Raw genomic sequence first — 20,236 nt, forward strand, 5'->3', positions numbered from 1 at the left:
CCGTAGCGTTCCACCCACCGGCCTGTGGTCATCGCACTGTCGATATAGGACCGTCGGCAAGGGGCGTTTCACGCTGTCACCCGGTTGGCGTAGAGGGGCGGAGGGTGGTGCGCCCTGCGACGAACGCCACGCCTCCGAGGAGGACCACCACGAGCAGGAGCAGGAGGTAGATCCAGTTCGCCGGGGAGACCGACCAGGACCGTCCGTCCGACGCGAGGCTGATCGCGGAGAGCCTGGCCCCGGCGGCCACCCCGGAAGACAGCAGGACGCAGACACACAGCACAGCGAGCCCACGCCGCGCCTTGCGCGCACCAGCCAGGTCCAGGTGCTCGCCCCGGACGTGCACCCGGGCGTTCACCAGGACAGCACCCGCCAACACCAGCGGCAGGACGCTCACCGGCCCGAAGATCCACGCGGTGGCGTCCAGGGCGTTGCCCGGGGTGCTCAGGCTGATCCCGACGGCCACCAGCAGCAGCGCCAAGGCGACCGCCGCCGCGATGAGTGCCACGCCGAGCCGGGTGCAGGACGTGCGCAACTCCTGTGCGCGTGGAGCGGAGAGCCAGAGCCAGGCCGGGCCGGTCACGACCCGGGCCGCCAATCGGACGGGTCGCCGTCCGTGACGCTCGCGTCGGAGATGGTGCCGGCACCCGGGGTGGACCAGGTCGAGCCGAGGTCGTGAACCTTCTGCCGGATGGCGGCCTGTTCCATCTCCACGGTGTTGGTGTGCCCCGCCAGCGCTATGACGGCGGTGACGATCAGGCCCAGTGACACCGACACCGTCGTGGCCAGCGCGCCGATGGCCACTGGGATGCCGACGATCGTGCACGCTATCGCGATCGCGCCGATCGCGCCGACGAGGAACACCACGAACGCCCACTTGATCGCGAGCCAGAAGTTGTCGATGGAGTTCGCCAGGCCGGCCAGCGAGGTGCGGACCTGGTTGGCGACATCCTTGATCGAGTTCAGACCGGCCACCTGCGCCGGGATCACGTTGCGGTAGACGCGGGACGCGCGGCCCTCCCACTCCGCGGTCGTGCGGAGCTTGTCGAGGCCGAGGGTGCCGGCGATGTCGCCCAGCACGTTCCCGACCTCGGCGACCCACTGCTCGCCGACCTGCTTGAGGCGTTCGGAGTTGCCGGGCTGGTCCCACAGCGCCCCGACCCGGTCCCAGAACTCCCGGGCCAGGTCCGCCAAGGCGGTCATCCCACGCTGGATGGGTGACACGAGGTGTTCGAGGCCGAACGGGACCCAGCTCAGCACCCCGTTCACCTGGTCGAAGAACTCACGGATCCGCGCGTCGATGTCCCGTGACTGCTGGTGGGCCTGCTCCGCGTACTCGTTCACGACGCCCTCACTCGACGATTTTGTTCAGCGCGTGCATGTTCGCTTCGTCTTCGCGTTCATAGGTGTCGGCTGCGGCCCGCAACTGTTCGCCGATCAGGCGGAACGTGGCCGAAGCCTGGGCGAGCAGGCTCTCCATCGTCCGCCGGGCGTCGTCGTACGTGCGGTCCAGGCCGGCGTCCACGGCCCACTTCGACACGTCCGCTCCGGTGAGCGCGAACCCGTCGATCGCCGTGCGCGGACCGTCCACGCGATCGGCCGCGGACTCCCACGCCGCGGCGTCGGACCGCATGGCTTCGAGGGCGACGGCGATATCGGTCATGGCAGCAGCCCCAATCCGCGTAACAGGGTGTGCGGGTCGCGCGCCAGCGCGTTGAGTTCGGCGATCGCGGGGCTGTCCGGTCCGGCGGCGAGGTGCGCGGGCGCGCTGCGAACGCGCAATCCGGCGAGCACTTCCCGCAGTTCGGCGATCAACTCGGAATCACGTGCCTGGTTCACCCACTGCGGGTCGACCTTCAAGGCCGTGACCCGGCCGCCGTGGGAGGTGCCATGTACGTGGCCGCCTTGGCTTTCGACGGACACCGGACCGGTCGCCTCGGCGAGGCGACGGGTGAACGCGGTGAGGTCCGCCGCGACCTCGTCCAGCAGCCGCACGGCGTCCTGTGGGGTGATGGGGCGGTACGGCGGCGGTGCCGGTGCGTCCGGGCTCTCGGGTGGCTGCTCGACCTGTTTGGCCAGGGCGCGCATGGTGGCTTCGTTCGCAGCGGCCAGCGTGGCGTCGCCGAGCCGGCGCGGGTCCACCAGCCGCCGCCAACCCCGGTCCAGCGAGACATCGCGGATTTCGGCGGCTTCATCCACGGTGACGGTCACGCCGTCCGCGTGGCCGCTGAGCGGTTCTGCCGGGTGCTGGGAGGCCGGTGGTAGGCCGGTCGGCGGTGGACGGTCGTGCTCGTCGTCCTCCTCGAAACCCAAGCGGAGAACTCCGCCCACATCTCCCCCTGCTGTCGCTTCGAGTAGTCGCCTGACTGCTGACTGTATCGACGGCAGGGGGAGGCGCGCAGCGTTATCGAGCGGACGGCAACTCGTATCGAGTACCCCGACGTTGACCGGTCTGGATCAGGTCACCGCGCTCCACGAGTTGCTTGAGCAGCTCGCGGGCCTGCGCGGACGGCAGCCCGGTGACCTCGGTGGTCTGGGATGTCGTCAGCGGGCCGTTCGCGGCGAAGTCCAACACAACGGCGAACTGCTCGGCGGTGAACGCCCTGTCCACCTTGGGCTGCTTGGGCTCCTTAGCGGCGGCAGGGCGGCGGGTGCCACGGCGGGGGAGCGGCGAGACGTCCATCTTGGTCGCGGGCCGCCAGGTCGGCAGGTCGTTGCGGGCGATGCCGGACTCGCCGAGCTGGTTTTCGAGGAAGCCCTCGTAGATCACGTAAGGGGATTCGCCAAAGACGGGGTCCACGTCGCTGTGCCACTGCTTCACCCACGGCAGCACCTCGTGCAGGCCGGCGAGCAGCGGGGTGAGGCGGTCGGCGGGCCAGCCTTCCTCGGTGTGGCGGTGGCTGATCAGCACCGCGAGCGCGTGCGCCTGCTCGCGGTGGTCCCAGCCCGCCCAGCCGAGCAGGAGGCTGCCGTCACCGTCGCGGGTCGCACCGGGGTAGGAGACGAAGCGTTCCTTGGGGACGTCGAGCTTGCCCCGGTGCCGCCAGTAGGAGTTGCGGAGGAAATCGCCGGAGCCGTACTTGGGCGGTACCGGGATCGTGCCGAGTCGGGTCTCGACTTCCTTGCGGACGACTGGGTCGGTGACGTCCTTGCCGAGTTCGGCGGCGATGTCGTCCTCTTGGCGCTGGAGGTCCCAGACGTGCTCCCAGTCGGCGCGCTTGCGGAGGCCGGCGGGCTTGTAGCGCAGGACGGGGAGGAACGGGACGTGCTCGTCGTCCACGAGGGCGGCGACGATCTCGGAGAGGTCGACGTCCTGGTTGCCGAGCGCGTCGGCGGCCCAGATGCGGGCGACGTCGGTGAACGCGGTGTCGGGGCGGAGCAGGTCGGTCAGTTCGGAGACTGAACGCATGGTCGGCTGTTCCGCGCCGTTGGCGTCCTCGGCGTACCAGAGGTGGCGGGATTCGAGGCGGTCTTGCAGCCACTCGCGCAGGGCGCGTTCCTGTTGCTTGTCCCAGGGTTCGACGGACCAGCGGCGCTTGCACTCGGGGCGTTCGATGAGGGCGATGTCGCGGCGCTTGTAGATGAGGTCGATACGGGCCTCGACCACGCGGCGGTAGTCGTCGGGCCAGTGGGTGGGGAGTTCGGTGATCGGGGTGGAGTTGTGGCGGGCGAACCACTGGGTGTCGGTTTCACCGGCGGCGACCGTGCGGGCCAGGACGATTTCGAAGGCCCGTTCGCCCAGGTTGAGGGCGGGGACGGTGGAGGGATCTGGGATGACGACGCTGGCGGCTTCGGCGTCGGAGAGCAGGCCGTAGCGCCGGTAGACGTCCCAGTCGAGTTCTTCCTGCTCGGCGATCATCCGGGCGCGGAAGGTGGTGTAGTCGTCGTGGGCGCGGGAGAGGAGGTCGCGGGTGGGGATTCCGGCTTTGGCGACGGCTTGCGGGGTGCTGTCGCTGAGTTGCTGTGCGAGCGTGTCGAGACGGCGCGCACGGGCTAGCGGCAGGTCAGCAGGAAGGGGGAACTGCTCCAGTTTGGTGCCGGTGAACTCGTAAAACGGTTCCCAGGCATCGTGCATGAACCCGCCGGTTCCGGACTGGCTTCCCTTATCGTGACATACCTGCTTCATCCAGAAACACCCAGCGGAGGAGTTCAGCGCCCCGAGGAGTTGGAGGTGATCATCCTCTGTCGTTTCGGCTGGCAGCTTGATCACCGGTGCGGACTGCTTGAAGACCTTGCCGCCCCGATTGAGTACGAAGTGATTGTGTGTAGCGACAAAAGCAAAGCTAATTAGAAAAGTGGAACGCCAGCGCGTGGGGTGAAAATCGGAATACGCGAACCAGTCGATGCCCCGGTCGATGTGGTATCCGGAAAGTGCTCGCCTACGAAAGAGGAGTACTCGGTTTGGCCACAGGTGTTTTTCTGACGCTTGGGTGAGGCGGGTTGATCGGGCGTCTGCTGTGTAGGGGAAAACTGCATCGAATTCGGGTGAGTGGTCCCAGTCTCGCAGTTCTGCTCCGATAGCAAATGTTTGTACGGTGTTCCCGAGTGAGAGCCGACGGGCTGCTGCGGAGTCAAGTACGTATGCATCGTCTTCCCGCGTTATTGCCAAGAATCCGATAAGTTCACAATGTTGATTAAGTTTTCGTTGTGAAGTTCTCTCAATGTCTGTCGTCAACGTGTCCGCCCCGCCGCCGCTGAGAGACCAGGGGTGCTGGAATAGGCGTTCGCGGGGGAAGTCGGTGACGCTAACCCAGTCTGACTCGCTGCCCACTCGGTCGATCTGGCTGGTGATTGCCGTCCACACGATGCCGTTCGCCGGATCGGTCGGTTGGCCGGGCTCGCCTCGGATGCCGAGTACGGCACGCACCGGCTGGCTTCGGTCCGGGGAGCGGCGGCGGCCGACGAGGATCACCGTTGGCGTTCCGTGGCCAGGGATGAAGGCGCCTGACGTGTCGATCACGTGGGTCAGTTCAATTGTCGGGAAGAATTCCTTGATCAGCTTGGTGCCGAACTCGCGCTTCATGAAGCCGTTCGACGTGATCTGGCCGACGTAGCCCGACTCCCGGCGGTCCGTGCCCGCCCTGCGTGCCAGGTCAAAGAAGCGTTGCGCGAACGGCACGGTCAACTGGAATTGCCGGTGGCACGCCGTGTAGTACCGGCGGTACTCGGCGTTCAGCTTCGCGTCGCTCACCGTGATGTACGGCGGGTTGCCGACGACCACGTGGTACGAACCCTCGTCCAGCAACGTCGGGTAGTCCTCGACGTCCTCAGACTCCATCTGGATTCCCACGAACTGGTCGAGCCCGGCCAACGTGTCGCTCTTTTTCGCCAGCAACGAATCGCCGATGGCGACCGTGACCGCCCAGCGCTGACCCGCCGCCTGCTCGATCGTCCGCACCCCCGCCAACCACCACGCGGCCAACGTCAACCGGAACCGGGCGATGGCCACCGCGTACGGGTTGATGTCCACGCCGTGCACCGAGTCCAGCGCCTTACGGGCGATCTCGGTGTCACTCAGGTTGAGGTCCCGTTCGCGCCACGCGCTCGCCAACCGCTCGAACGCGCCGAGCAGGAAGTGGCCCGAGCCGCACGTCGGGTCGATCAACCGGAAGCCGTCCAGCCCGAACTCGTCCAGGGCCGGCGTCAGCGTGTAGTCGAGGATGAACTCCTCCACGAAGTCCGGCGTCTGGAGCAGTGCGAACTTGTCCTTCGCAGCCTGTGACATGTCCTGGTACAGGTCGCCGAGGAAACGTGTGTCCCACGTGTCGTCACGGAACTCGTGCACCAGCGAGCCGTCCGGCCTGCGCGTACGCCAGAAGCCGATCAACGCCTTCGCGCCGTCGTGCGACATCGGGATCAGGTACGCCGGGTTGTGCTTGCGGTCGAACAACGCCTCGCCCGCGTCGCTGCGGCGCAGTGAGTCGAAGGTCTGCTCGACCCAGTCCGCATCCGTGGCGTGCGGCTGCTGCCGGAAGAACGCGCCCTGCGCGTCTTCCGCCTCGGCCAGGCGGTCACCCGAGCCCGACAGCATCGGACGGATGAGTTTGTTGTCTTCGCTCCACCGCACGAACACGGTGCCGAGCACCCACGCCACGGCCGCCTGGGTGACCTGCTCACCGATGAACGTGCCCAGCGTCGCCGACGTCAGCGCGGCCTCGTGCCTCGCCGTGAGATCGGCCATGACCTCGGGCTCGCGGTCGACCTGCTCGCGGAGGTCGTTCTCCAGGATCAGCACCTGCTTTTGCAGGTCGGCCAGCAGCGTGGAGCGATCGAGAGAGGGCGTTGTCACAAGGAGCCAGGGTAGGGGAGCGGGATGGGCCGGGTGCCGGAACCACCCCACTGCCCGCTTAGCTCTCCTTGAGCGATCGGACGAACGCGCGGAAGGCCGGCGTGGGGATCGCGAGGTGGCCCGATTCCGGGTGCTTCGAGTCCCGCAAGCCGGTCACCGGTCCCGGTGACACTTCCACGCAGTTGCTGTCATTCCCGCTGTAGCTGCTCTTCCGCCAGTCGGACGCGGTCATCGGAGTTCCTCCTCGCTCGCGGTGAACTCGCGCGCGATGGACGACATCAGCTCGACTGAGCCGGCCTCGTCCAACGCCACGGTCGTCAGCTTCTCGACCGTCAGCCTATAGAGCGCGACCAGTGCCGGGTCGTCCAGGAACAGGCCGGTGGTGCGGTCTTCGACGTGCACCACCGGTCGGTCGGCGGGGAAGTCCAGGATGACGAACTGGCCGAGCAGACCGGCGTGCCCGGCGACGGTCGACGGGATCACCCGGACGGAGGTGTTCGGTCGTTCGCACAGGTCGGTCAGGTGGCGCAGTTGCCGTGCCATGACCTTCGGGCCGCCGATCGGGAGGCGGAGCGCGGCCTCGGTGAGGATCAGGTTGACCGCGGGTGGCGTGCTGCGGGCCAGGATGGCCTGGCGGGCCATCCGCCTGCCGACCCGGACCTCGATGGTCGGCTCGCCCTCGTCCACCTGGATGGCGGAGATGATCGCGTGCGCGTACTCCGGTGTCTGCGCGAGCCCTGGGATGAGCATCAGCTCGAAGTCGGTGATGACACTCGCGCGGGTCTCGAAGTTCAGGTACGTGCGGCTCTGCACGGTCGGGTTCGCGGCCTCGACCAGGCCCGAGCCGTCACCGCCGCGAGCACGGTCCAGGAGTCTCGTGCGGGTCGGGCCGATCACGCCCAGGACCGCCAGGATCGCCGAGACCTCCTCGGGCGTGGCCTCCCGCTTGCCGTTCTCCAGCCTGCTGACCGTGCTGATCGAGACGCCGAGCGCGGTGGCGACGTTTTGCAGGGTCAACTCGGCGTCCCGGCGCAACTGTTCGAGTTCGAAGCCGATTCCCCTGGTGCTGACCCCGGACTGCTGCTTCACGAGACCGACTCCTTTGCGATGAGTGCAAAAAATTGTCGGGCGAAATTGTTTTTTGCTCCGAAAACTCACCCGATTGAATGAGCGTAGCGCCTTGCGCGCGGGAATCGGTGATGCAACTCTCGAAATCATGAATGGAATCGCGGTCGATGAACTGATCTGCGAGCACCTGGCCCTGGTGCTGATCGGCGTCACCGACGGCTCGGACGAGCTGGCCCTGACCGTGGCACGTTCGGAGACCAACCGGCTGGTCGAGGCGCTGGCGCTGTGCCTGAACGGCCACCCGTTGGACGGCCTGGGTCGGTGTGGGACGTGCGGATCGGCGGATTGCCTGCTGCGCCGGGACATCCGACTGGTGCTGCGGCCGGTGGGCGACGGTCCGCGCACGTCGGTCGAGGAAGACGTGCTCTGGCTCGCCGCGTACGGTCTCGGCGATGACGCCTGAGAAGCCCCTCGGGGAGATGGATGTGGCGGAACTCCTGGCCAACCAGGTCGACCAGGAGCCCGCCGAACGCGCTCAGCCGGTGGCGGACAACAGTTCCGACACGGAGTGAACCAGTCGCTGGTGGTCGGCCGGGCTCAAGGTCGACCAGTCCCGACCGTCGCCTGACGGACGGCGGGTGAACTGCCAGCGCCCTTCCTCGGTGTCGTAGAAAGATACCGCGTACGGGCCTCGGACCCGCGGTCCAGGGCTGCCGTTGCGCAGCGGACGGACCGCTGTGCCGAACTGACCCATCCGCGTCACACCACCCAGCACCGAGGCGATCTTCTGCGCGTCGGGACGTGGCACACCGTTGTCCCGCAACGCCAGCTCCATCTTGGACGCCGACGCGCCCGCCACCGACGCGGCCTTCTCCAGGTCGGTCGCGAGCAGGCTGATCGAACGCGAGCGGGGAGTCTGGTGCGTTGGCAGCAGCGATACCACGGCGTCGGCCAGACCGCTCTCATCGATCCGTTGCAGGACAAGCGTTTCCGTCGTCAGCATCGCGAGCACGGCGTGACCACGCCGGGCCGCCGCCACCGCCCGGATACGGGGTCCGTCGTCCAGCCGGAGTCGGGCGTCGACCTCCCTTTCGGGGCGGGCCAACAGTTCCAGCCAACCCGCGAGCCTCGGGTCCAGGTCGCTGCGCTCGACCAGACCCCGTGCGGCCAGGCCGCGCCAGGCGCCGGCCAGCAATGCCCGGCGTTCGTCGGAGGTCGCGCCGTGCGAGGAGATCGTCAGGATCGTCGGGTACTCGCCCAACTTCAGGTGTTCCCAGCACAGGTCGAACTCCAGCCGGGACAAGGCGAATCTCACCGGTGGTCGTCCCCGATCACCGGGGGCGCGACGTTCGGCAGGCTCTCCTCGCCCCAGATGTCCGCGAGTTCTTCCAAGTAGGGCGCGGCTTTGTGCTCGACGTCGTCCTCGCCCTGGCCGCGTTGCGGGGCTCCCGCGAAACCGCCCGCCATCGGCGACGGACTTGCCGGGCCGCGAACCGGGCTCCCGGCCGTGCCGGCGCGGTTCGACTGGGCGTCCGGCGCGATGCCCGACGAGTTGCCGGGACCGAACGGTTGGCCCGGAGTCGTCGGCAGGCCGCCGCCGAACTTGGGCGTGCCGCCGATGTGCGAGCCGCCGGAGAGCGGGCGGACCGGCGTGCCGTCCGGTGACCTGAGGTCGCGAGTGTGGCGGGGACCGTCGGCGGGCGGGCGTGGCGGGTTCGGCTGGACGGCCTGCCGGTCCCGCTGGCCAGGTGGGGTGGGCAGCGGCCGGAAGACCGGCGGGTGGACCGGGGGCGTCGGTCCGGGCGTCGGGTGAGGTGTCGGGGACGGCGTCGGCGTCGGTGTCGGCCGGGGAACGACCTCGGCGGGCGGTTGCACGACCGAGGTGTGCGTGTCGTCGCCTGAGGAGAACGTCGGTGGCGGGGTCACCGGGGGCTGCGCCGACTGGCGTTGCGAAGTAGAAGTCGTTCCTGCCGAACTGGGGTCGGAGAACTGCGGCGTGTACTGGTCGTGTGCCTGAGGTTGCTCGAAGGTCGGCTCCGCCACCTGCGTGACGACCTGGGGCGGTGGCACGAACTCGCCGAGCGCGTCGACGGCGGAGGACGCGTCGTCCCGGTACCCGTTCATCACCCGGACCGCCTCGCGCTTCGCCTCGTTCGCCGCGCTCTCCTGCCCGTCCTGGTCGGTCTGTCCGCCGACCAGGTGCTGGAAGCCCGCCGGGATGCCCCAGTAGTCGTCGTTGGCGGTGGATGTCACCTGCACCGGCTCCGGCATCGCGGTCTTCGCGCCGCCGTAGTACGAGGTCTGCGAGGAGAACGCGTCGTGCGTCTTGACGCCGGCCGTGCGCAGGTCGTCGGCCCACTTCACCAACGGCGCGGAACTCGCGCTGAACCGCTCGCCCGCCGCGCCGACCCAGACCGCGTCGGCGTCGCGAATCGCGGACTCCAGGTTCGACTTGGCGTTGCCCATGACGGCCCGGAAGTTGTTCCACGCGTCGTCCACGGCGCGGGCAGCAGAGTGGCCGGGACCGCCGTGGATCTTGTCGTAGAGCTCGCGGTGCGACTGGGCGTCGAAGTTGTGCTCACCGATCCCCATCAGCGGCACCCTCTCACTTCAGCAGGTTCTGCATCGCGGCCTCGGCCAATTGGCGGGCTCGATCGCACGGCTGGGGAAAGTTCTCCGGCTTGTCGGTGGTCAGGGAGAACCCGGCGGCCAGGTACTGCCCGGCGGCCGTGTCGACCACCACGTCGCACCGGTGCGGGTTCAGCGTCGTGGTCACGGTGATGGCTTTGAACCCCGCGATCGGGTCGATGGCGGTCGGCTTGCCGACGCGCTTGCCTTCGGTCCAGACCTCGATGCCGTCGGTGGTGACCGGAACGATGGAATTGGCACCCCCGGTCACGGGCCACTGGCAGCCCGTGGCCTCGATCGTGGCTATTTTCACCTGTTGCCCGGGGCGTTTGATGAGGAAGTCCGTCAATTGTTCCTGCGTCAGCATCTCGCAGGGGTTCTTCCCGTCGAGTTTCACTTCGCGCAGCCGGGTGGTGGCCGGTGCGGGTACGGACGACGTGGTGGCCAGTGCGGTAGTCGACTCGGGGCGTGCCTGGCTACCTTCAGGGGCACACGCACCGAGTACGAGGACAGCGGCCAGCGCCATAGGCAGAGGTCGTCGCATCGCGGTCAGATCCCCCTGGCCTGTGGTCGCATCGCGTCGGTGTTGGTGTCTTCGACCAGCCGGTAGGTCTTCGCGGCGTTGTCGAGCTGTTCGATGTTGTGGTCGAGTTCGATGATGAACTTCCTGGTGACTTCGAGCGCGACGGTGGCGTTGGCGCTGAAGGTGCCTGCGGCGTCCTGCGACACTTCGTCGTCCGCCATCGCCGGCGCGTCGACGAGAGTGAACTCCTCTTGGAGGATGAAGGCATGGATCGTGTCCCGGACCTCTTCATACCGGGCCTTGAGCGCCAGGATCTGCTCCGGTGCGACGTGCATGGCCACCGGGGCAGCGGCTGGAGCGCCCGCTCCGCCACCGCCGTCCGCCACGAACGGCATGAGTTCCCCTCTTCTTAGCCTGGTCACACTGTGTCCAGTAGTCATTGCTGTGCGTATGCGCAGTCGGGCGTGCGGGAGTCACGTGCCTGAGCGGCACGTGACTCTCAGCCCGCTTGTGGGTGCAGTATTCCGGCCGGCGGCCAAGGAGATCTCGCGATGATCCACTCTTCCGGCGAATTCACCCTGATGACGTAACCATTGATGTGAGGGGCCTTCGTCTCGTCCTCCGCCGGGCACAGCAGCACCACCGTGTCCGGACCGGGCGGGCCGCCCGCCGTCCGGCCGTAGCGGGCGCGGTCGCACAGCTTCTCCAGCAGCGCTTGTGCGGCCGGGTAGCGCCCGAGCGGAGTGAGGCCGTCCAAAGCCAGCACGTGGCGGCGCGTCCAGTCCGCTTCCAGCCGCCGGCACGCCTGCTCCACCACCCGGTGCAGGTTGAGCTGATCGTTGCTGCCGGGCTCCGCCGCGTCCGCGCGCAACACCCGGTCGAAGTCCGGGATGCGCAACTCCTTCGCGACTTCGCGCAGGGCTGCCACGAACGCGGTCGTCACGTCCACGACGGGCAGTCCCAGGGCCAGTTCCACCGCCACCCGCGCCCGAGCCCACCGCTTGAGCCGGACGGTGACGACCCGGATGCCGCCGCGCCGGGCGACGTCGGCCAACCGCGCGTCCACGTCCCCTGCGGCCGTCCCCTCGATCATTGGCCGGCTCGTCGAGCCCGTGGACGAGGTGAGGTCCGGCGTGACGGCGGTGAGCTGCGGTGCGGGCGGACCGAACCGCTCGCCGTCCCATCGCACCGCGAAGCCGGCTTCGACCAGCAACTCCTTCAGCGCACGCCCGGTCGGCAGCCGGTCGAGCCCGGGGAACCGGTTGTCGACCCGCCGCTGCACCGCTTCGGCGCTCAGGCCGTCCGTCGGCAGCCCGGCACCGGCCTGCGCCAGGCGAAGGGCCCGGACCGCAGGCAGGTCACGCGGGTACAGCTCCATGCGCACGTTCGACAGGACCGCTCCGGATCCCGCCGCGGCCAAGCGGACCAGCCGCTTCTCGTCGAAGGCCTCGCCGAACCGCTCCACGCACGCGGCCAGTTCGCGGACCACGGCGGTCGGCGTGGGCAGGGGATCCTGTGCGGCGAGCGCGGTCGCCGCGTCCGCCAACGCGGTGGCCAGGTCGAGCAACGCCTCGTCCGACGGCGTCTCGACCGGCTCGTCCTGGCCGACCTGCAACGCCAGTAGCAGGCGGTCGTGGTGCCTGCGCAGCACCAACCTGCTCTCTTCCCGGATCGAGTCCGCTTCGTAGACAGCGCGTAGCACCGCGTACGCGTAGGCAGTCCGCAGCCCGGGGTCCGTCGTCTCGGCGAAGCCGTGCCGGGCGATCAGCACCTCGGCGAGCTCTTCTGCGGCGGCCACCCGGCGCAACGACGCGAGCGCGTCGACCACCTCGTCGAGCACGCTCTCCAGGACGTCCAGTTCCGACCACGCCTTGCGGCGGGCGGTCAACACCTGGGCGATGCGCCCCGGCGTCACGTTCGTGCGGTCGGCCACCGCCCGGTTGGTCGGCCACCGGGTAGCGGGCAGCGCTCCCCCCGCGTCCGGCAACCCCAGCAGAAGGCGGCTGATCGCGGCCTGCGTGTCGTTGCGGCGCTTGGCCGTCGGCAGGAGCAGCGGGACGATCGCGTCGAGCGGGAGGCGGCCGGAGTCGGCGTCCTCAGGCAGTGGCAGCGGGCGCATCGCGCTCGGGTCGGACACCAAGCGGGTGCGCCACGCGGCGATCCGGTCGAGCAGTTCCGTCCGCGTCTTCCGGCTGAGCCCGCGCGCTCGGCGGACCTCGTTGAGCCGGAGGTCCAGCAGGTCTCCGACCGTGTTCGCGCCCAACCGGTTCGCCACGGCCACCGCGCGCAAGGTGAGGCCGGCCGCGTCCAGCGCGGTGTCCAGACCGGCCCGTTCGGCGGCCTCCTGCCGCAGCTCCGCCGGATCGTCCGAACCCGAGGACGAGATCGCGGCGGGACCGGTCTCGTCCAGCGCGGTGAACACCTGCCGCCACGCCTCGCGCATCTGCTCGGCGGAGGCGAACCGCTGCTCGGCGTCGCGGTGCAGCGCCTTGCCGAAGAAGGTGCGCAGCGGTTCGCGCAGGCCGGCTTCGAACAGCTCGCTCGCGATGGTGGCCGGGTGACCGTGGAACCTCGGGTTGGTGCCGTCCTCACCCCACGTCGGCAGTTCCAGGCTGGCCATCTCGTGCAGCGTGACGGCTGCGGCGTAGCGCTCGCCGTGCGCGTCGTAGCCGGGCCGCCGATCCGTGCCGAGGAACGGGTCCAGGTAGCCGCGCGTACCGGCCTGCACGTCATTCGGTGGTGCGCCCGCCAGTGAGAAGTCGAACAGCACCAACGCCTGCCCGGTCTTCGGGTGACTGCGCAGGCCGAGGTTGTCCGGCTTGATGTCGCGGTGCGCGACACCCTTGCGTTCCAGGTAGGACAGCGCGTCGAGCAGTTGGTCGCCGAGCAGCTGGAGCTTGTCCGGCAGCAGGGCGCCCTCGTCCCGCAGCACCTGGGCCAGCGAGCGCTCCCCGGCGTAGTCGATCTCGATCGCGTGTCGGCTGCCCAGGGGGAACAGGCTCCGCCGCAGCACGACGATGTGGTCGTGGCGCAGGTGCTCCAGCGAGTGCGCTTCGTCGACCAGCCGGTCTTCCGCCTCGGCCGACCGGGACACCTTCACCACGGTGTCGATGCCGTCGTGGTCGACCAGGTACGCGCGGGCCGTCGCGCCGGTGCCCAGCACCTTGCGCACCACGTAGTCGGAGTCCGCGAGGCGCTGGCCGAGGCCGGCGTCCCACGGGTCCTCCCGCTCCGCGCCGGTGGCGTCGAGCCTGGTGGCGTCGGCCAACTCCTCCAGGAAGAGCGCGAGGTCGGGGAACCTGTCGGCCACCACGGGGGTGGTGGCCAGCGCGATCACCGCGTCCAGGTCGTCGGGGATGCTGTCGTCGGCGGCCTGCGGGTGCAGGCCGTCGTGGTCCTGGGCCCGGTCGGCGGGTGCCGCGGGAGCCTGTCCGGTGAGCACCAGGTACGCGATGGCACCGACGCCGAAGACGTCGATGGCGACCGTGCCGTCCGGGTCGTCGGTGAAGTCCGGGGCGAGGTAGGGCGTCGCTGCGGCCTCGATGTGCGCTGCGGCCCCGCTGCTGGGGCGCAGGCGGTGACCGGTGGTCGGACCGGACAGCCCACGCGCGGCCGCCTGCCACTCACCCACCTGGAGCTGTGGCCGGAGCCAGTCACCACCGGTCGGCTGGACGATCACCGCGCGAGGGGACAGCGCCCGGTGCACCAGCCTGCGCTCGTGGGCGTAGTTCACCGCCTCGGCGAGCTGGCGCACGAGGTCCAGGCGGGTCGGCAGGTCGAGCGCGGCGTGGTGCTGTGCGATGTAGTGGTCCAGCCGGACCGCTTCCGGCTGCTGCTCCAGCAGCAGCGCCGGCCCCAGTTCGTGCGCGACGAAGTCGACCGGGCGCAACAACCCGGGGTGCCGGATGCCCTGGCAGGCCCGGAACTCGCGTTCCGCCGCGGCCCGGATCGACTCGCGCTTGTCCCGGTCCGCCTCGCGCTCGTAGAGGTAGATCCGCACCCGGCGGTACTCGCCGGGCATGTCCTCCCTGGTCGCGTGGTGGTCCTGCCAGGTGGGGCCGCTCTCGTAAGGGCGCGGCTCGATCTGCCACGCACCGACGGTCACGCTGCGCCGTGTCGGGTGGATGCCGATGCTCTTGAGCAACCGGGGCAGGGCGATGAAGAATTCCGGTGGCACCGGCGAGCGGCTGACCTGGCCGGTGAGCAGGTCCGAGCCGATCTTCGCCAAGGAGGTGCCGTGCTCGGGACCGTAGACGCCGTGGCGCTGCGACTCGCTCAGGCGGCAGTCCAGGCCGGCCTCGGAAAGGAACACCGCCGCGGCGACGTACGGGACGTGCACCCCGTCCCGGCGTGCGGCCTGGAGCAGCAGGCTCTTCAGCTCCATGGCTTTCTGGTTCGCCAGTGCCAGCGGGTTGTCGAACGTGCGCACCCGACCGTTGGGACGGTGCTGGACCCAGATGCTGTTCTGGTTGGTCAGCCTGCCTTGGAGGCTCTTGATCTCGACCAGGTGCAGCCCGCTGGGCGTGGCGACCAGCAAGTCGACTTCGCGGACGTGTCCGTGCTGGGAGGTGAAGGTGAAGTTCGACCACGCCTCGAACGGGTGACGGTCCGGAAGCAGGTCGCGGACCTGCCGCAGCGCGGCGCGCTCGTGGCCGAACGCCGACTGCGTGATCTCGTGCCACCGTTTCGAATTCTCGTCCACTTGGGCTTCGTGCCTCCCTGACTGCCGTTCAGTCCGATCCATCGTGCCAGGTCCGTGTTCGAACCGGGTCTGTCGTCCGCCCGGAAGCACGAACGCCCTCCGGCTCCGCGCCGCACCGGCCGGATCCGGGGCGCCGAAACGACTACCGCACAAACCCTCGGCACAGATGGTGACCTGTTTCCGGCGCCACGCCGAAGAGGTATCAGCGAAACACGCCGAGCAGCGCGGGGATCGCTGTCTGCGCGGCCAGCAGCGCCGTCAGGCATCGCGGATCGGTCGTGCAGAATCGGGCGAACGCGATGGCGTGATCCCTCCGCGAGTTCGTCAGCACGCGGTGGGCCGGTGCGCTTGCCTTGTTGTCCACGGTCATGAAGAGGACTCGAATGGCCCGCACCTTGTCGTTGCCGACGATCACCCGCTCCCAACTCTCGTCGAGCGGTAGTTCGGTCCCGTCCGCGTCGACGCGGCGCAGGGGGCGGGTCAACACCAGTTCTCGGTTCTCCGGAACGACATCGGCCGAGTAGGACTCGCGAGTACCGATGTACCCGGTTCCGTCGTCGAGGTCGACCTGCACCTGGGTGATCAGGCGTTTGCCGCGGAGCAGTTCCCGCTTCTCGGCTTCCACCCGCCCGGCCAACCGGGCGAACACCGTCACCCACGCGCTCTCCTGGGCGATTTCGCCCTGGAGCCCCTGGTACGGGAACAGGCTGTAGAACAACGCCGCCGAGGTGATCGAGATCGTCACGAACAGCGCGGCGGTGGTGCCCACCAGCCAGAGGTTGTCCGGGAGGTACGAGTTCCGGGTGAACAGTTCGCGGGGGTCGGCGAGTGGCGCGGCGGTGGTGGTGCGGAGGAGGCCGAGCACCAGCAGGCTCGTCCCGCTCAGCAGCACGCCGCCGAGCAGCACCCGGCTCGTCTCCACGAACACGCTGTCCTGGCGGCCGGGGCGCGCCCGCTGGCGGAGCAGTTCCAAGGCGATACCGGGGACGACCATGAGCAGGAAGATCCCGATGGCGACCGGGGTCGTCGGCATCGGGATCAGGACTCCTCGGGCCCGGCAGGCCCGGCAGGCCCGGCAGGCCCGGCGGGCGTGGCGGGCGCGGCAGGACTGGCGGGCGTGGGGTGCGCGGGTGGACGGGGTTCCACCGGTTCGGAGAGCCCGACGGGGTGCGAGGAGTCGATCACCATCCCCTTGCCCTGGTGGTCGGTCTGAAGAGCTTTCCCGCCGGATTGCGGTTCGGTCATGATTCTTCCCGGAGTTCGGTACGAGTTGTGCCTGATGGTGGCATGGCGATTGGTTCCATCGGGTGATGATTGGAGGAATTCGGGACGCGGTCGAATCGTATGGCCATCGTGTTCCGCAGATGTCTGCACGTCGAGACCATGGAGACCGTACGTGACCGCGCTGACCAAGCGAGCCCTGCTGATCGGCACGGAGAACTACACCTCCGGGCTGTCCGCGCTGCCCTGCACCCGCGCGGACACCCAGTTGCTCGCCCAAGTGCTCGAACACCCGTCGCTCGGCGCCTTCGACGAGGTCGAGATCCTCCAGGACGCCGATTCCCGCGCGGTTCGGCACCGGCTCGCCGAGTTCCTGGGAGCGGCCGGCACCCACGAGCAGGTGGTGGTGTTCCTGACCGGGCACGGCAACGCTTCGATCAGCGGCGACGGCAGGTTCTTCTTCGCCACGACCGACACCTGCCCCGGCAGGTGGGACGACACGGCGGTCAGCTCCGAATACGTCAACGACCAGCTCGAGCAGTGCGCCGCAGCGCAGAAGATCGCGATCTTGGACTGTTGCGAGAGCGGCGGCTTCACCAGGGGGTTCAGCACCCGCGTGAGCAAGGGTGCACGAGGTTCGCTGCTGCGCAGTCGCGGGGTCTACGTGTTGTCGTCCTCCAGTGCCGAGGAGGAGTCCTTCACCGGCGGCGTCGACTCGGCGGGACTGCCGGCTCCGTCACTGTTCACCGGTGAGCTGGTGCAGGCCCTGGCCACCGGGCAGGCCGATCGGGACGGCGACGGGGTCATCGGCGTGGACGAGCTGTTCCGGCACGTGTCCGAGCAGGTCCGGGCCAAGCACCCGAGGCAGACGCCGGAGAAGTCCGCCCTCGGGGTGAACGACGAGATCTTCATCGCCAAGACGTGGCGTGGCCCGACGCTGCGGCTCGCGCCGATCGGCCTGCGCTCCACCGCGGGGGCGCCCCGCAAGCAGGTCGTGGCGGCGAGTGCGCCGGAGGACCCGTGGCAAGCGCTCATCGACTACTACCGGTCGTGTGTGCTCGCCGATGCCGCCGAGCCGGTGTTGATGCGCACGGACCAGGTGGGGACCTCATTCGTGTGCGTGCCGGGTCCCGAGCGCATCCTGACCGGGATCCTGGACGACGACGGCACCTGCGAACTGCCGCCCGGCGCCGAGCGGCTGGTCCGCAGAGTGGCCGACGACGACTGCGAACTCTGGTACGGCTACCCGGCGATCGTGCTGCTCAGCGGCGCCAACCGGGTCGCGGACGTCGCACCCCTGTTCGTCCGCCGCGTCGCCCTCGTCGAGGGCGCGACGGGACCGAGGCTGGAGCCCTACGGTCCGGTCGAACCCCACCGCAAGCTGGCCACCAAGCTCCTCGGCGAGGAAGAGGCGCAGACCTTCGCGGACGAGTACGAACCGACGTGGCACGCGGGGTCGCACAGCCAGCTCGTCAAGGACGTCAACTTCCACCTCGGTGATCCCTATCAGCTTCGTGACGTGCACAAGCTCCAGCCGTCCGCGCTCGATGCCCGGCTCGACCTCGAGACCCCGCTCAGCGGAGCGCGCAACGCCGCGTTGCTGTTCGCGGCACCCCGCGACATCGACGCGACCAAGGGGCTGCTCAAGGATCTCGACCGCATCCGGCAGCAGAGCCGGACGATCGCCACCACCGCGTTGGCCGAGCTGCTCGCCCCCGGACAGTCGGGAGCCGCCTCGGCGTGGCAACTGGTGGCACCGATCGCGCTGAACGACCGGCAGCGCGAGGTCATCGCCTCGGCGATGGGCCGCCGGCTGACCGTCGCGACGGGGCCGCCGGGAACCGGCAAGAGCCAGCTCGTCGCGAACCTCGTCGCGACCGCCGTGGCCAACGGCCAGACGGTGCTCGTCGCCTCGACCAACAACCAGGCGGTCAACGAGGTGTCGCAGCGGGTCGGGGCGATGGTCGCGGGAGCGGTCGTCCGCACCGGCAGTTCCGACTACCGGCGGGAGGAAGCGAACACGCTCGCCGACCTCGCTGCCCTGGGACCGGGTCCGGGCAACGTCGCCACCGCGCGGGCCCAGCTCAACCAGGCACTGGCGGCGCAGGAAGCCGTCCGGGCCGAATTCGGGACGAAGGCGCGATTCGAAGAGCACCTGCTCAGGCTCGCGCGCGAGCGCGAGGCCGCGCTGGCGAGATGGGCGGCCATCGGCGGCGACCCCGTGTCGCTCCCTGTCGGCACACCGTGGGACCACTGGGTGGCACGTGCCCGCAAACTGGCCGGCGCGCGGTTCTTCGGCCGGACGCGACGAGCCCGCCTGCTGCGCGACATCGGCTGGACCCGCGACCCGGTCGGCGAGGTGTGCATGCGCGCTGCGGATCGGGTCGCCGCCGAACTGTCGTGGCGCCAGAGCAGGGCGTACGCCGAGCGGCAGCGCACCGACGACGAACTGGTGGCTGCCGCCGGCCACGCGGACCGGGCCGTCCAGGTCGCCGCGACGGCGGACCTGGCGGCAGCGGTGACCGAGGGCGCACGGCGCGGCTCTCGGGCGATCAACGCGCTGTTGCAGGCCACCCGCTCGGACTGGGCGGAGGTCAAGCGCGTGCTGCCGCACGTGCGGGGCTGGGCTGTCACCAGCCTCAGCGTGCGGAGGTTTCCCACCGACCCCGGCCTGTTCGACCTGGTGATCGTCGACGAGGCCAGCCAATGCCTCATCCCGCACGTCCTGCCACTGCTCTACCGGGCCAAGCGGGCGTTGATCATCGGCGACCCGATGCAGCTGCCGCCGGTCCAGCAGTTGGCGGTCGCGGCGGAGAAGGGCGCGCAGCGCACGTCCGGGGTGAACGCGGCGTGGTTGGAGGACGTGGCGGCGAACTACCGCCGGCACTCCGCGTTCCACATCGCCGAGCGCGCCGCCGCCGGCAGCCTCCTGCTGGACGAGCACTACCGGTGCCACCCCGACATCGCCGGCGTGTCGAACCGGAGGTTCTACGACCGCGGGCTCGCCGTGCTCACCGACGTGGCCGCGCAGAAACGCGCACCCCTGCCCGCGCTCGCCTGGCACGACGTCCGAGGTGACGCCCGGCGCGCGTCCGGGAAGTCCTGGTGCAACGACCAGGAGGTCGAGGAGGTGGTGCGCTGTGTCGACCACCTCCGCACCGTCCTCCCGGCCGGGGCCGGTATCGGCGTGGTGACTCCGTTCGCCGGGCAGAAGGAAGCCCTCCGACGCCGATTCGCTGCCGTCGACGACGTTCGGGTGGGCACGGTGCACACCTTCCAGGGAGGCGAGCGCGACGCGATCGTGTTCTCGCTCGTCGCCTCCCCCGGGATGTCGTCCGGGGCCATCGGGTGGCTGCAGCGGCAGAGCTTCCTCTGGAACGTGGCGGTCACGAGGGCACGAGCCCACCTCGTCGTGGTCGGTGATCGTGCGTTGTGGACGGCACAAGGGGGAATCGGGTCCGCGTTGTCGGAAGCGGTCGACGCGGAGTTCCAGGACGGTGCCGGCGCTGTGGACGGGCCACTGGGTCAACGGCTGTTCGAAGCCATGTCCACCGTCGAACACATGACAGCCGCCCTCGCGGTGCCCCTGAACGGCTACCTGGCCGACGGCCTGCTCGACGCGGGCAGCGCGCGGCGGGCCGTGCTCCTGGACCGGTCGGAGGGTGGTGACCCGGCCGGACGGCTGCGGCGCGCGCTGGCCAGAACCCGCCTGCTCGGCGATCCGGCCGACCGGCGCTCGGCGGTCCGGGTGCCCCTGTGGCGCCTCTACGACCGGGAGGTCCATCCCCGCGAGTGGCTTTGCTGA

Annotated in this window: 16 protein-coding genes; 2 read left to right on the plus strand and 14 right to left on the minus strand. The window is 69.5% G+C overall.

Annotated elements, in window-relative coordinates:
* Positions 1-76: 76 nt before the first annotated feature.
* The 7 genes from BN6_RS08990 to BN6_RS09020 form a co-directional block, all read right to left on the minus strand.
* Positions 77-508, minus strand: coding sequence for a hypothetical protein (locus BN6_RS08990; RefSeq protein WP_148302780.1), 432 nt, complete (start codon positions 506-508; stop codon positions 77-79).
* Between the two features lie 71 nt (positions 509-579).
* Positions 580-1,344, minus strand: a complete 765-nt coding sequence (locus tag BN6_RS08995) for a hypothetical protein (RefSeq protein WP_015099264.1) — start codon at positions 1,342-1,344, stop codon at positions 580-582.
* A 7-nt stretch (positions 1,345-1,351) separates the two neighbouring features.
* On the minus strand, positions 1,352-1,663 hold the full coding sequence (locus tag BN6_RS09000) for a type VII secretion target (RefSeq protein WP_015099265.1): 312 nt from the start codon (positions 1,661-1,663) through the stop codon (positions 1,352-1,354).
* Complete coding sequence (locus BN6_RS44820) at positions 1,660-2,313, minus strand: YbaB/EbfC family nucleoid-associated protein (protein ID WP_085983490.1); 654 nt, start codon at positions 2,311-2,313, stop codon at positions 1,660-1,662. The genes BN6_RS09000 and BN6_RS44820 overlap by 4 nt, the downstream gene beginning before the upstream one ends.
* A 91-nt stretch (positions 2,314-2,404) precedes the next feature.
* Positions 2,405-6,289, minus strand: a complete 3,885-nt coding sequence (pglX, locus tag BN6_RS09010; RefSeq protein WP_148302781.1) for a BREX-2 system adenine-specific DNA-methyltransferase PglX — start codon at positions 6,287-6,289, stop codon at positions 2,405-2,407.
* 58 nt (positions 6,290-6,347) lie between these two features.
* On the minus strand, positions 6,348-6,521 hold the full coding sequence (locus BN6_RS09015; RefSeq protein ID WP_015099268.1) for a DUF397 domain-containing protein: 174 nt from the start codon (positions 6,519-6,521) through the stop codon (positions 6,348-6,350).
* Positions 6,518-7,378, minus strand: coding sequence for a helix-turn-helix domain-containing protein (locus BN6_RS09020; protein ID WP_015099269.1), 861 nt, complete (start codon positions 7,376-7,378; stop codon positions 6,518-6,520). The genes BN6_RS09015 and BN6_RS09020 overlap by 4 nt, the downstream gene beginning before the upstream one ends.
* A gap of 127 nt (positions 7,379-7,505) precedes the next feature.
* On the opposite strand from BN6_RS09020, the gene BN6_RS46540 reads away from it, so the two are divergent.
* Positions 7,506-7,820, plus strand: a complete 315-nt coding sequence (locus tag BN6_RS46540) for a hypothetical protein (protein ID WP_015099270.1) — start codon at positions 7,506-7,508, stop codon at positions 7,818-7,820.
* Positions 7,821-7,892: 72 nt separating this feature from the next.
* Here the strand turns inward: BN6_RS46540 and BN6_RS09030 are convergent, their stop codons facing one another.
* The 7 genes from BN6_RS09030 to BN6_RS45410 form a co-directional block, all read right to left on the minus strand.
* The gene (locus tag BN6_RS09030; protein ID WP_231905155.1) at positions 7,893-8,618 is read right to left on the minus strand and encodes an ESX secretion-associated protein EspG; all 726 of its coding nucleotides are present in this window, start codon (positions 8,616-8,618) and stop codon (positions 7,893-7,895) included.
* 50 nt (positions 8,619-8,668) lie between these two features.
* Positions 8,669-9,949 carry a PPE family protein gene (locus BN6_RS49495; RefSeq protein WP_015099273.1) on the minus strand — a complete coding sequence of 427 codons (1,281 nt, stop codon included), beginning with the start codon at positions 9,947-9,949 and terminating at the stop codon, positions 8,669-8,671.
* Positions 9,950-9,962: 13 nt separating this feature from the next.
* Positions 9,963-10,511 carry a DUF3558 domain-containing protein gene (locus tag BN6_RS43385; RefSeq protein WP_158509354.1) on the minus strand — a complete coding sequence of 183 codons (549 nt, stop codon included), beginning with the start codon at positions 10,509-10,511 and terminating at the stop codon, positions 9,963-9,965.
* A gap of 23 nt (positions 10,512-10,534) precedes the next feature.
* Positions 10,535-10,903 carry a PE family protein gene (locus tag BN6_RS09045; RefSeq protein ID WP_015099275.1) on the minus strand — a complete coding sequence of 123 codons (369 nt, stop codon included), beginning with the start codon at positions 10,901-10,903 and terminating at the stop codon, positions 10,535-10,537.
* Positions 10,904-11,007: 104 nt separating this feature from the next.
* A complete protein-coding gene (gene pglW, locus BN6_RS09050; protein ID WP_015099276.1) occupies positions 11,008-15,210 on the minus strand; it encodes a BREX system serine/threonine kinase PglW in 4,203 nt (1,400 codons plus the stop codon).
* A gap of 202 nt (positions 15,211-15,412) precedes the next feature.
* The gene (locus tag BN6_RS09055) at positions 15,413-16,243 is read right to left on the minus strand and encodes a DUF6338 family protein (RefSeq protein WP_015099277.1); all 831 of its coding nucleotides are present in this window, start codon (positions 16,241-16,243) and stop codon (positions 15,413-15,415) included.
* A gap of 5 nt (positions 16,244-16,248) precedes the next feature.
* Positions 16,249-16,455 carry a hypothetical protein gene (locus BN6_RS45410; protein WP_148302782.1) on the minus strand — a complete coding sequence of 69 codons (207 nt, stop codon included), beginning with the start codon at positions 16,453-16,455 and terminating at the stop codon, positions 16,249-16,251.
* Between the two features lie 151 nt (positions 16,456-16,606).
* Here BN6_RS45410 and BN6_RS09060 point away from each other — a divergent pair, with 151 nt between their 5' ends.
* On the plus strand, positions 16,607-20,236 hold the full coding sequence (locus BN6_RS09060; protein ID WP_041312344.1) for a caspase, EACC1-associated type: 3,630 nt from the start codon (positions 16,607-16,609) through the stop codon (positions 20,234-20,236).

The sequence above is a fragment of the Saccharothrix espanaensis DSM 44229 genome, from assembly GCF_000328705.1.
GTDB lineage: Bacteria > Actinomycetota > Actinomycetes > Mycobacteriales > Pseudonocardiaceae > Actinosynnema > Actinosynnema espanaense.